We start from the raw sequence: 12,011 nt of genomic DNA, 5'->3' as shown, positions 1-12,011 counted from the left end.
GATTATCGCAATATAAATGCGGTAAACAGCACATCGCTGACTACCTGATTAGGTTGGCCTTTAACCATTGGCGGGCTAAGTACGTTTTTAATTTCACCCACTAAACGTTGTTTGCCTTCTTCATTCGACAAGCTATCGGCGGACTGACGAGACAGCAGCAACAGCAAGCGGCTACGAACTTCCGGCAGATAGTCGTTGAGTTTTGCACGGGTGGCATCGTCAGGCAGTCTTAACGTTAATCCGATATAAAGCACACGGTCCAGATTGTTATCTGGCGTGATCAGATTGACCGTAAAGGTCTCAAGCGGCATAAACACCGGAATAACCGGAACGGCTTTCGCAGTGGTAGGTTTACTCTTATGGAGTACCCACCAGCTATAACCGCCACCTGCAGATGCTGCCACAGCAATCAGCACTAGCAGGATCACCCAGATCGAACTCTTACGCTTGGCCGGGAAGTTATTATCAGACATGGAGAAGACAAATTCCTGTTTCGGTATCAAACCGGTGAATCACGACAATAACCTGAGGTATATCATTGGTGGGTAGCACAAACAAACCGCTGACCACCGACAAATAAGCCCACGCTATCCGAATTATTACTGATGATTATCCCGCGTATCCATAATGCCAATAGGCAGAATAGATGGGGAAAAACGGCCTAACTTGCCCGTTTGTCACCTTTTGCTGAAACTAACAGCAACTTTAGGCGAAAATATCAACACCACCATTGCCATTAGCCAATGACTGCAATGCCGCTGGTGTCACCAACGGTGTGCTGGTCGGGGCATCTGTAGATGCGGTGCTACCGTATGCAGGTTGGCCGCGTGATGCGAAACCTTGCTGGTTTTGTTGGCTTTGCTGTTGCGCCTGCTGCCACTGTCCTTCACTGCCGACACTGCTTTGGCCCAACTGGATACCACTTTCAGCCAATGCCGAGCGTAAACTTGGCATCGCTGCTTCAATGGCTGCCCGAACCTGGCTGTGTGCTGAAGCAAAGTGCAATTGGGCCTGGTTATCTTCCATTTTCAGGCTGATTTGCAATGCGCCTAATTCTTGTGGATGTAGCCGCAGTTCGGCATTTTGCTGGCCGTTACGGCTAAACATCACCACTTGTTGCCCCAGTGATTGCTGCCATTCTTGGCTACCCAACTGAGCGCTTAAATGACCACTGACTGGCACGCTAACCGGGCCACTGGCTGCCGCTGGCAGAACAGGGCTGGAAACCGGGGGGAGTGATGGTGTCACGGTGGCTGAACTCACTGCTATTTTATCCACAGCGGCTGTGGCAATAGTTTTGTCAGCCTGTACTGCTACAGGAACGGCTTTCGCACTGAGGTTGCTATCTGCATCCTGTGCTGCTGTTAGGCGCACTAATTTATCTTGGGCTGTGGTGGTTTTAGCCTTACCGGGGGTGGCCGGTAGCAGTGCGTTGTTGGTGGCATTGTCGCTTTTCGCATTGCCGACAGTGCTGCCGATCAATGCCGCCAGACCTTTATCTTGTGAGGTTAGACTGGTCAGCGTGGCTAAGTCCTGCTTACTACTGGTTTTGCCACTTGTCAGGCCATTGTTGTCGGTTAGCAATGGTTTTTGCCCGTTGCTGGCGGTGCCCAGTGTGGTGGCAACTTGGTGAGGTAACATGGCTAATAACGACTGTAACGCACTGACGTCGACTTGCTCAGTCGTTTTATCCAGTTTGCCGTTATCATCTAACGTGGTTTTCTTCACATTATTGGCTTCCCCAGTCTGCCCTGCATGGGTCAGGCCGGCTGGCAGTGTGGCACTGATATCACCTAAGGCGGCCAATAACTGATTCAATTTACTGTTACCGCCGATTGATTTTCCACCGTCTACATCGGCAGTGATATCAGTGGTCGCCGCCAGCGATGATTTCAATGTCGAGGCATCCAGGGCAGTCAGCTCTTTACCCAGTTGGTCGCCCAATAATTTGGCAAAATCAGCCGGCAGCCCAGCATCAGTAAATAACGCAGCAATCGATGAAGAGGATGATGCGCCCTCAGTTTCACTGGCAGTTGCAGTGGCAGGCAATAGGGACAGATTCATGAATTAAGACTCCTTTGTGAGGCGCGCTGTGCGAACTCATCCATCAATTTTTGATCCAAACGGCTTTCTTGCAGACGCAGGGTAGTTTCAGCCCGCTCATTCAAGGTTTCAAATGCATTTAACCGTTGCTGCTTTTCTTGCCAATGCTTAACTGCCTGTTCAACTTTGACATTCCACTGAGCCAATTGATGGCGATGTTGGTCAATGGCTTGTTCCAGAGTTTGAATAAATTGCTGATAGTTTTGCCAACTGGAAGAGGCCATCCCGTTACTTAGCGTGTCATTCAACCGCACCCGGTATTCATCCTGATAAGTTAGCAACATCGTGAGTTGCTGCTCAGCATTCTGATATGACAGGCGAACCTGACCCAGTTGCGTACTTGCCTGTTCGACGGCCTTTTGGGCCAGATCGCGCAGGGTGATGAGAGGTGACTGACTTTTCATCGTATTCCTTATACCCTTCGTACTTGATGCTGCAGGGTTGTTGGCTACGTTCACTTACCAAAATCACTTAACTGTTTAATTTGGCTTTATCCACTTACCGCTTACCTGCAACGCCAATTTCTGTGGATAGGCGACAGGGGCTGTGGTTTGAGTCACTGGCTATCAACCCGGAAATAAACTCTTCAAATGCTGACATGCATCTTCGTAACTGCTGCGTTCAAACATGCCTTGCTGTAAGAAGATTTCCATTTGCGGGTAAAGGGCGATGGCCTTATCCAGTAGCGGATCACTACCGGCGGCATAGGCACCCACACTGACCAAATCACGGTTACGCTGATAACTGGCAAGGAGCTGTTTAAACTGGCGAACTTGACTGTAATGGTTCTCATCGATCAGCGATGTCATGGCACGGCTGATCGATGCTTCAATATCAATGGCCGGATAATGGCCGGATTCAGCCAAACGGCGTGATAACACCACATGCCCATCGAGAATGGCGCGTGCTGAGTCGGCAATCGGGTCTTGCTGGTCATCACCTTCGGTTAATACGGTATAAAATGCAGTAATCGAGCCACCTCCGGTGACACCATTACCCGCACGTTCCACCAGCGCCGGTAATTTGGCAAATACGGAGGGCGGATAACCTTTCGTTGCCGGTGGTTCGCCGATAGCCAGTGCAATTTCACGTTGCGCCATGGCATAGCGGGTCAGGGAATCCATAATCAGCAATACGTGCTGGCCACGGTCACGGAAATCCTCTGCAATGCGAGTTGCATAAGCAGCACCTTGCATACGCAGTAATGGCGACACGTCGGCAGGGGCAGCTATTACTACCGAACGGGCACGGCCTTCCGGCCCCAAAATATTCTCGATAAAGTCTTTTACTTCACGGCCACGTTCACCAATCAGACCCACCACAATCACATCTGCTTGGGTATAGCGCGCCATCATGCCAAGTAGCACACTTTTACCCACCCCCGAACCGGCGAACAGGCCCATACGCTGCCCTCGACCCACGGTGAGTAGGGCATTAATCGTTCTCACCCCCACATCCAAAACCTGCTCAATCGCGGTACGTTGCAGCGGGTTAATCGGCGGGGTGATCAATGGGGCGCGATAACTGGTTTCAGGTGCGGGTAGGCCATCAAGGGGTTTGGCACTGCCATCTAATACCCTGCCTAAAAGTTCCGGGCCGAGCGGCAGTTGTTTACTGGCTGAAGCACCGCCAGTGGTCACGCGAGCATAAACTCTGGCTCCTGGCACAATGCCTTCGACTTCTTCCAACGGCATCAGAAACAGGCGTTGGCCGTTAAAACCGACCACTTCACTTTCAACTTCCTGCACTGTGCCGTTATCGTGGCGTTCAATCAGGCAAGTTGCGCCCAATGGCAGTTGTAACCCTGTGGCTTCCAGGACTAAACCGGTGGCGCGAGTCAACCGTCCGTAGCGGCGGATAGTGGTTGACTGACTGATGCGCTCTTCGAATTTATCTAAAGAGGCGAGCCAACGGCCAAGGCGCGCGGTCATCATAATTCTCCCGGCGCAGCCAGGCGGCATAACTCATGCCAGCGGGTAGCCAAGCTGGCATCCAGATCACCCTCTTCAGCACTGACTTTGCAGCCACCCGGATGAATTTGACTATCACCCAGCAAGCGCCAGCCATGCAGGCTTAAGGTGCTGCCTAAGCGTTGCTCGACGACAGCCAGATCATTAGGATTAACCCGTAATTGTGGCTTACCGGTAAACATGGGTTCCTGCTGGATCAGTTGCTGTATTTGGGCCAATAACGCTGTGCCATCGCAGATTGCGGGTTGGCCCAGAATTTGTTTGGCGGCGGCCAAGGCCATTTGCATCAACCGTGAGGCAATCACGCTGTCGAGTGCATCAAGGGTACTTTGGAAGTCGTTTACCATCAGTTGCCAGTGGGCGGTCATCGGGTCCAATTGCTTTTGAGCATCGGCCAGTGCTTGCTGATGACCTTCCTCCAGACCTGTCTGGTAGCCTTTATCCAACCCTTCTTGTAACCCTTTGGCGAATCCTTGTTGGCGCCCCAGTTTCTCAGCTTCGAGTTGCAGATTGGCTAATGTTTGTTGCTCATTAACCGTGGTTGACTCGCTATCGCTACCCGTATCCGGTTCATCAGTAAACAGCATACTGAGATCCGGCGCTGCCGCTGCCGGCGTGGTATCTGATGTACTGGCAAAGTCGTTGAGTGACCAAGGTTGCCAGGGCAGGGCATTTATCCTGTCAGACATAGATATCCTCGCCACCGCCAATGACTACCTCGCCGCTTTCCGCCAGACGACGGACGATAAGCAAGATGGCTTTCTGTTCGTTTTCCACCAGTGACATACGTACCGGCCCACGGGTTGCCAGATCGTCGCGCAAGATTTCTGCTGCACGCAATGACATGTTGCTGAGGAAACGTTCGCGCAATGCTTGGTCGGCGCCTTTCAGAGCGATCAATAGTGATTCGTTGTCGATCTCTTGCAGTAAACGCTGAATGCTGCGGTCGTCGACACTGACCAAATTCTCGAACAGGAACATTTCGTCGATAATTTTTTGAGCCAATTCGCCGTCGTATTCGCGCACCGCGTCCATGACCGTCTCTTCCTGTTGTGTTTTCATCAGGTTGATAATCTCGGCCGCTGTGCGGATCCCGCCCATTTTGCTGCGTTTGAGGTTCTGGCCATCGAGCAGGTTGTTCAATACTTCAGTCAATTCAGCCAAGGCGGCTGGCTGGACACCACCAAAGGTGGCGATACGTAACATCACATCGTTGCGCAGGCGCTCGTCGAACAGCGCCAGAATATCGGCGGCCTGAGCGCGTTTCAGGTGGACCAGGATGGTGGCGATAATCTGCGGATGTTCGTCGCGGATCAGGTCGGCCGCCATCTGCGGTTCCATAAAGTTGAGGGTTTCCATCCCGCTGGTCGTTTCGCGTGACTCCAGAATATCTTCCAACAAGCTGGATGCGCGCTCTTCCCCCAAGGCTTTTATCAGCACACTGCGCAGGTAATCACTGGCGTTCACGCTCAGTGCGGCATATTGTTCAGCATCGTCTTCAAATTCAGCCAATACATCAATCAGTTGCTGGTGAGAAACCTGACGCATACTGGCCATGGTGGTACTGAGTTGCTGCACTTCGCGCGAGGAGAGGTGTTTAAACACCTCGGCGGCGTGGTCTTCACCCAGAGTCATCAGCATGATGGCGCTTTTTTCAGTTCCGGTCAGGCTCATTGGTCATTACTCATCCATTGACGGATAACCAGCGCAACAACACGTGGGTCTTTATCCGCAAGTTCGCGTATACGCTGGGCCTGAACTTCAGCACTCACCCGCTGCTGATTTTTCTTACGCAAGGCCAGCTCTTCTTTACTCTGTTTCGCATTTTCAGACGCTACCGCAGTCTGGACAATGTTATTGATTGATGCCGCAGCTTTATCAGCAACTTGTTTCTTGGCCATCATAGGGCGCACTAATTTGCGCCATAAGATCCAGGCCACCAGCAAGATAAGCAGATAACGGCCAGCGTTTAGCATCTGATCAAAGAACGACTGCTGCTGCCAGAATGGCAGTGTGTTACCGCTAGCATCGTCGGTGGCGCTAAATGGCGTATTCACCACATTTAATGTATCGCCACGATCAGTCGAGAAGCCCATCGCTTCGCGCGTCAGGGATTCCACTTGCGCCAATTGATCTTTCGTCAGCGCAACCGGCTTGCCTGCCTTATCACTGCCGTAATTAACGACGACGGCAACAGAGAGGCGCTGCACCATGCCAGCTTGTTGCTGGGTATGGCGGATTGTGCGGTCAACTTCAAAGTTAGTGGTTTGGTCATGGCGGCTATTGCTTGATGTCGCTGTCGATTTAGCAGCGGTGGTGGTGGCCGGGCGATTCGCCGCGTTGGCATTGTTCGCTGTGGCACCAGCAGCACCAGCAGCAGGCGTCGCTTGTGGGGTTTCAATGGGTGCGACCGGTGTGGCAGATGGCTGATTGGATAATGCTCCCGGTACACCGCCGACATTGGTTCCCCCCAGTTGTTCACTGGTACTAACTTGCTGTGAGCGGACCGCGCCTTTATCGGCAGCCTGGTTAGGCTTGTACTCTTCATCGGTCTGTTCACGGCTGGCAAAATCAACTTGTGCCGTGACCTGCGCATGCACATTACCGTTACCAACCATCGGGGCGAGTATGGTTTCAATACGGCGTTGGAAGCGGTTTTCAACTTCGTTAGTAAATTTGAGTTGTGCGGCGTTTAAATCACGACCCGCACTGTCTGATTGCGTCAACAAACGACCGGTCTGGTCAACGACAGTCACGTTACCCGGTGGTAAACCGGCCACACTGCTGGAAACCATGTACACAATGGCGTTAATTTGCCCATCATCAAGAGCGCGGCCTGGTTGCAACGCGAGTGTTACAGATGCGGTTGGGGATTTTTGTTCGCGGACAAAAAGTGAGGGTTTCGGCATTGCCAAGTGAACTCGGACATTCATCACTGGCCCAAGGGTGCTGATAGTTCTGGACAGCTCACCTTCCAATGCCCGTTGATAGTTAACTTGTTCACTGAACTGGCTGATGCCAAATTTTTCCTGGTCCAGCAGTTCAAAACCTACCGCCCCACCTTTCGGTAAGCCTTGTTGTGCCAGACGCAGACGGGTTTCATGCACCTTATCTGCCGGGATCAACAACGCGCCACCATTATCAGCGAAGCGGTAAGGGATATTCAGTTGTGTCAGTTGCGTAACGATATCACCACCGTCACGATCATTCAGGTTGCTATAAAGGACGCGATAATCCGGGCTTTTAGCCCATAACATCAGCGCGACAATAATAGCGACGGCCGCAGCCGCAGCAATCAGCAATGGAATTTTTGGATTCGCGCGTAGGCGTGCCAGTGTTGTCGTAAAAACATTTTCACGATTTTCACCGCCAGTTATCGAGGCATTCATACACGTCCTTGGCCAAGCTGAACAACGTTTGAGTTAGTATTTTTTATGTAAAAAATGTGTCGAAACAAAACAGACTCCCAAGTGCTGTGAGCGATAAAGCATCAATAGCTGATCTCCCCTTTTATGGGCATGCCATTATTTGCTGTAAGTGATGAATTCGATGGCTCAATAAGCCGGTATTTTTGTATCTAATTAGCGGCTTTAGTCCAAAAATGATGTGTTAGGGTGTCATCCTGAAAATAGTGATACGTGGCGAGTGGCGAATAACCGCATTAGCGTACTCACTTTCCATGTTGTTATTTGACTCACTACGTCGTCTGAGGATGAGCATGTCTGTTCAAGGTATTGAAGGGGTTTTACAGCAGTTGCAGGTCACTGCGTTGCAGGCATCAGGTTCGGCAAAAATGTTGCCAGCAGAGGCCGGTTTTGCCAGTGAGTTGAAAGCGGCCATCGGCAAAATCAGTGAAAACCAGCAGCATGCCCGCACTCAGGCGCAGAATTTTGAATTGGGTGTCCCCGGTGTTGGCCTAAATGATGTGATGGTAGATATGCAAAAGTCATCAGTATCTTTACAGCTGGGCATTCAGGTTCGTAATAAGTTGGTTGCGGCTTATCAGGATGTAATGAATATGGGGGTGTAAGGCGGCTTATACCGTCTCATGTGACAGTGCCCATAGATAGAGGGATGCGGTTGTTCCATAGGGGGTGTAACGGCGGCGGTAGCGTTCAAAACGTTCTCGTGGCAGCGTTTTATGACCATATAAATTCATCATGCCGCGCCGGATGGCTAGATCTCCCCAACTGACAACATCAGGTCGGGCAAGTGAGGAGATCAATAACATCTCTGCGGTCCAGATGCCGACACCACTGAGGTTTGATAGCTGCGCAATAACGTCGTTATCGGGCAGCAGGGATATAGCAGATAAATCCAGCGAGCCATTAAGTGCAGCATCCGCAGCGCCTTTAATATATCCCGCTTTCTTCATTGTCATACCGCATCCTTGAATCGCCTCTACAGAGGCAGCGGCAACAGTTATTGGCGTCACTGCGCCCAGTAATGTGAGCAGCCGTGCGTTGACTGTTAGTGCCGCCTTGACCGAAATCTGTTGGTCGACGATATTTCTGATCAATGCAGCAAACAAATCAGGGGATAGCGGGCGAGTTATCATCCCTAATCGCTCGATGGCTGCCGCCATCTTTTTATCGCGCCGTTTGAGATGGTTAATTTCTGTTTCACCGTAACGATAGAACATGCCAGATCCCCTGTTATATAGCTGAGAAAATGTACGACTGAACAGCATAACGTTAATTCTTGATGTGGCACACTCTGTTTGTTGCCGATGTTTTTTGCAATACCATTCAGATAAATAACGTGCCTTGCGGCTACGCTGTCTGCGCCAATGATATATCCTGGTGACCAATTCGTTGCAATAATACAGGTATATCAATTGGATCAATTTTATCTGCTTGCAGATGAACAACGGCATATTCATGCCAGATACCTGATTGCAGGAACAAGATGAACAGTTCGCGATCCAGGTGATTTTCATTCACCATATTGACCATGATATTGAGTGCTTCAGATAATAATTTCCCCGGTTTATAAGGGCGGTCGGCGGCTGTCAGGGCTTCAAATACATCGGCTATAGCCATCATCCTCACCGGAATACTCATTTGTTTATAGGTGAGCTGATAGGGGTATCCTTTGCCGTCCATGCGCTCATGATGCCCACCGGCAATAACCGGGACATTCGCCATGGTGCGCGGGAAAGGAAGTTTATTTAACATCACTATGGTCTGCATAATATGCTCATTTATTTTATAGCGGTCCTCGTCGGTTAGCGTGCCACGACGGATACTGAGGTTATAAATTTCACCTCGGTTATAGAGGAACGCGGGTTCCTGTACTTTAAAGTCATAATATTCTGGGTGTTTATTTTTATTATCGCGGTAAATAATATGTTCTTCTTTGTCCGCCAGCATCGGTTCTTGTACTGGCAGTGGAGTAGCGGGTTGTCTGGCTTTGCGTTCTCGCTCTTCATGGGAGATACCCGCATTATCATCTAAGGTGCGAGTCCAACGGTAACCGGCGATTTGCTGAATACGCGCAATGGCTTCATCAGACATAAACTCGCCACCGACATTGCAGTTGGCAATAAAGTAAAAATCTTCATCTAATTGGTGCAATTCATCAGCTAACAACCGTTGATCGGCTTCACTGGCGCTCACCGCACCATATTGGCGTAAGAAAGCGATTTCTTTCTCACGTTTTAATACTTCAAACCGCATGCGTATTTCGTGGATGCGATCATAAATCAGCTCCAATTTTGTTGATTTATCGACCACAAACTCTGGCGTGGTGATTTTGCCACAATCATGTAGCCAGCAGGCTGTATGTAACTCTTCCCACTCATTTTCTGATAACGTAAAGTTGGCGAAAGGCCCCTCTTTACTATTGACTGCGGCACGGGCGAGCATTTTGGTTATTTCAGGCACCCGCTGGCAGTGTCCACCGGTATAGGCACTTTTGGCATCGATGGCTCCAGCAATAAGCTCAATAAAGGCGTTGAGCAGGTTTTTCTGCTCTTGCAATAATCGCTGTGTTTCTACTGAAACAGATAAACTGCCCACGAGGGCATTAACCAATTGAATTTTTGAGCGTTCACGTTCAGCATTCAGCTCATAAGGATTAAATAGCAGCAGGAATCCGAGCAATTGATCATCATGTGTTTTCATGGGTACGGCAATAAAACGCAGCGGCAGATAAGGCTGTAGAAAATCATGTAGTTGGCTGAAAAAATTATCTTTATTGAGTGTTCCTACAATGGTTTTCCCTTCGAGTACGGGTAGGAAGGTAGCGAGATTATCTTCTTTGATCTGTAATGAAGACATTTCTGCTACCGGGATATTTTCACCATCCCAGCGAAATGCCGTCGGTGTAAAGGTTCCCTCATCTTTATCTGACAAGAAAATAATCCCACCAGTCATGGCTGCAATGTCCGTGGTTTCATTTAGTAGCCCTTGCATTTGACGGGAGAAATTACTTTCTGCTGTCAGCATATTGCCCATCGAAATAAACTGCTTCAGTGTTGACTTCATTTTTGACATTGATTTGTGGAGCTCATCAACTTCCTCAATAATGGAGTGTTCTAATGCACGCTCTTCAAAATAGAGGTTACTGATGGAATCAGCGTCTTGGCGTAGACGAATAAGGGGCTTGGATATTTTTCGAGAGAAATACCACACTAATGGCAAACTGAGCATTAACAGGATAAATGCGATAAAGGTTGAGTGATTACGGATAGAATTTGCATCGGCTGTCAGATAGCTTGCCGGTGTGGCAATAATCAACTGATAGGTATTACCGTTGCTATTAATCTCAACAACTGAGCCGAACCAATGCTGATTTTGTGCTTCAAACATGATACTACGATTAGTATTGTTTGCTGGTAACTTGCTGCCCGCCTGGTTGTTTTTTTGAGCATTGAGCAAAGCTTGCAATACAGGGATTTGCCGATCTGGATTGGTGCTATCTGCCACCTTATTTTTAGGTTTCGGCAGGCTAGCGATAACTTCACCCTGAGTGTTAGTAATAATGGCCTGGCTACCGGGTGGCAGATTTTGTTTTATTAAAAATTGCGAAAGTGAGGCCAAAGAAACATCCAATCCAATGATTGCTTGTTTATTCTCAGCCTGACGGCTATAAGTAAAACCGACTTCTCCGGTGCCTTTAAAAATATAAATAGGGGAGGTAATCAGAGTAGGACTTGCGGCGGCCAGAATAAACCAATCTCTGTGCCGTGGGTCGTAGCTATCATTGTCTCGTGGCATAACAGCGATGACCTGCTGCTGTTTATTCAAATAAATAAAACGTTTCTCCGGTAAACTATCGAGAAAACGATTACTTTGAACCACCCATTTGGCATCTTCAGGGGCATGGAATAATGCCCTGTTAGCGTCCGTCAAACGCCGTAACATAAAGAAATCACCGTTAGCATAAGCACTATAGACGGCACTGGCATAACTATTCTGATTCAGAATTTCAATAAATTTACCGACAAAGGCCATTCGCTGTTCAAGGGTCGCCAATTCGGTGATTTGCATGCTTGCCAGAATATTAACCGACATGATCATTGGCCGCGTTACGGCATCCAATTCTGCAGCAATTGCCTCACCGGTTTTTTGATACTGACGATTAGTGCTGATTTCAGTCAATTTAGTCAGTTGGCTATGACCGAAAATAATAATGACGGTGCCTATTGAGACGATCAGCAAGGTAAAGAGCGCTGCAATTTGAATATGTAAAGGATAGCGGTTTTTTAGCCCGAACAGATTACTTAGCATCGTAGCCATCCCGGAAGTTTATTATTTAATTACTTATAATCATAGAATGCACTGACATAATCAGCATATTCTCCTCTTTTTGGGTGTATTTACCATAACAGTATGATTTTAAATAATTTATTTTAACTTTCATCAGGATTTTGGATGAAAAAACTAATCACAGTCAGAAAAAAATAGTTTTAACGTGCAGAATATCTAAAAGCAG

10 protein-coding genes are annotated in these 12,011 nt (G+C 48.9%); 1 reads left to right on the top strand and 9 read right to left on the bottom strand.

The genetic code is table 11. The features are described 5' to 3' along the window. Positions 1–2 precede the first annotated feature (2 nt). From fliL to fliF, 7 genes are all read right to left on the bottom strand, one after another. Entirely contained in the window at positions 3–473 is a 471-nt protein-coding gene (gene fliL, locus EL015_RS12595) for a flagellar basal body-associated protein FliL (protein WP_005189362.1), read from the bottom strand. A gap of 232 nt (positions 474–705) precedes the next feature. Next, the gene (locus EL015_RS12590) at positions 706–2,064 is read right to left on the bottom strand and encodes a flagellar hook-length control protein FliK (protein ID WP_032907155.1); all 1,359 of its coding nucleotides are present in this window, start codon (positions 2,062–2,064) and stop codon (positions 706–708) included. Continuing rightward, positions 2,061–2,507 (bottom strand): flagellar export protein FliJ, encoded by a 447-nt coding sequence (gene fliJ / locus EL015_RS12585; RefSeq protein WP_005189365.1) that lies wholly within the window; start codon positions 2,505–2,507, stop codon positions 2,061–2,063. Before fliJ ends, EL015_RS12590 begins: the two co-directional genes overlap by 4 nt. Before the next feature lie 162 nt (positions 2,508–2,669). Next, positions 2,670–4,034, bottom strand: coding sequence for a flagellar protein export ATPase FliI (fliI, locus tag EL015_RS12580; RefSeq protein WP_005189368.1), 1,365 nt, complete (start codon positions 4,032–4,034; stop codon positions 2,670–2,672). Continuing rightward, positions 4,034–4,762 (bottom strand): flagellar assembly protein FliH, encoded by a 729-nt coding sequence (gene fliH / locus EL015_RS12575; RefSeq protein ID WP_032907157.1) that lies wholly within the window; start codon positions 4,760–4,762, stop codon positions 4,034–4,036. Before fliH ends, fliI begins: the two co-directional genes overlap by 1 nt. Then, positions 4,755–5,747, bottom strand: a complete 993-nt coding sequence (fliG, locus tag EL015_RS12570; protein WP_032907159.1) for a flagellar motor switch protein FliG — start codon at positions 5,745–5,747, stop codon at positions 4,755–4,757. Before fliG ends, fliH begins: the two co-directional genes overlap by 8 nt. Beyond that, a complete protein-coding gene (gene fliF / locus EL015_RS12565) occupies positions 5,744–7,462 on the bottom strand; it encodes a flagellar basal-body MS-ring/collar protein FliF (RefSeq protein WP_005189372.1) in 1,719 nt (572 codons plus the stop codon). The genes fliG and fliF overlap by 4 nt, the downstream gene beginning before the upstream one ends. 329 nt (positions 7,463–7,791) lie before the next feature. Here fliF and fliE point away from each other — a divergent pair, with 329 nt between their 5' ends. Continuing rightward, the gene (gene fliE, locus EL015_RS12560; RefSeq protein ID WP_005189374.1) at positions 7,792–8,103 is read left to right on the top strand and encodes a flagellar hook-basal body complex protein FliE; all 312 of its coding nucleotides are present in this window, start codon (positions 7,792–7,794) and stop codon (positions 8,101–8,103) included. 6 nt (positions 8,104–8,109) lie between these two features. Here fliE and EL015_RS12555 read toward each other — a convergent pair whose 3' ends face one another. Continuing rightward, positions 8,110–8,715 carry a DNA-3-methyladenine glycosylase family protein gene (locus EL015_RS12555; protein WP_005189376.1) on the bottom strand — a complete coding sequence of 202 codons (606 nt, stop codon included), beginning with the start codon at positions 8,713–8,715 and terminating at the stop codon, positions 8,110–8,112. Between the two features lie 130 nt (positions 8,716–8,845). Continuing rightward, on the bottom strand, positions 8,846–11,806 hold the full coding sequence (locus EL015_RS12550; RefSeq protein ID WP_005189378.1) for an HD domain-containing phosphohydrolase: 2,961 nt from the start codon (positions 11,804–11,806) through the stop codon (positions 8,846–8,848). Between the last annotated feature and the right edge of the window lie 205 nt (positions 11,807–12,011).

It is taken from the genome of Yersinia intermedia (assembly GCF_900635455.1).
Taxonomy (GTDB): Bacteria; Pseudomonadota; Gammaproteobacteria; order Enterobacterales; family Enterobacteriaceae; genus Yersinia; species Yersinia intermedia.
This window is presented reverse-complemented; position numbering and strand designations above follow the sequence as displayed.

Bases quoted from the DNA above. Each gene is read 5' to 3' on its own strand.
- fliL (WP_005189362.1), bottom strand. From the start codon at position 473: ATGTCTGATAATAACTTCCCGGCCAAGCGTAAGAGTTCGATCTGGGTG.
- EL015_RS12590 (WP_032907155.1), bottom strand. From the start codon at position 2,064: ATGAATCTGTCCCTATTGCCTGCCACTGCAACTGCCAGTGAAACTGAG.
- fliJ (WP_005189365.1), bottom strand. From the start codon at position 2,507: ATGAAAAGTCAGTCACCTCTCATCACCCTGCGCGATCTGGCCCAAAAG.
- fliI (WP_005189368.1), bottom strand. From the start codon at position 4,034: ATGACCGCGCGCCTTGGCCGTTGGCTCGCCTCTTTAGATAAATTCGAA.
- fliH (WP_032907157.1), bottom strand. From the start codon at position 4,762: ATGTCTGACAGGATAAATGCCCTGCCCTGGCAACCTTGGTCACTCAAC.
- fliG (WP_032907159.1), bottom strand. From the start codon at position 5,747: ATGAGCCTGACCGGAACTGAAAAAAGCGCCATCATGCTGATGACTCTG.
- fliF (WP_005189372.1), bottom strand. From the start codon at position 7,462: ATGAATGCCTCGATAACTGGCGGTGAAAATCGTGAAAATGTTTTTACG.
- fliE (WP_005189374.1), top strand. From the start codon at position 7,792: ATGTCTGTTCAAGGTATTGAAGGGGTTTTACAGCAGTTGCAGGTCACT.
- EL015_RS12555 (WP_005189376.1), bottom strand. From the start codon at position 8,715: ATGTTCTATCGTTACGGTGAAACAGAAATTAACCATCTCAAACGGCGC.
- EL015_RS12550 (WP_005189378.1), bottom strand. From the start codon at position 11,806: ATGCTAAGTAATCTGTTCGGGCTAAAAAACCGCTATCCTTTACATATT.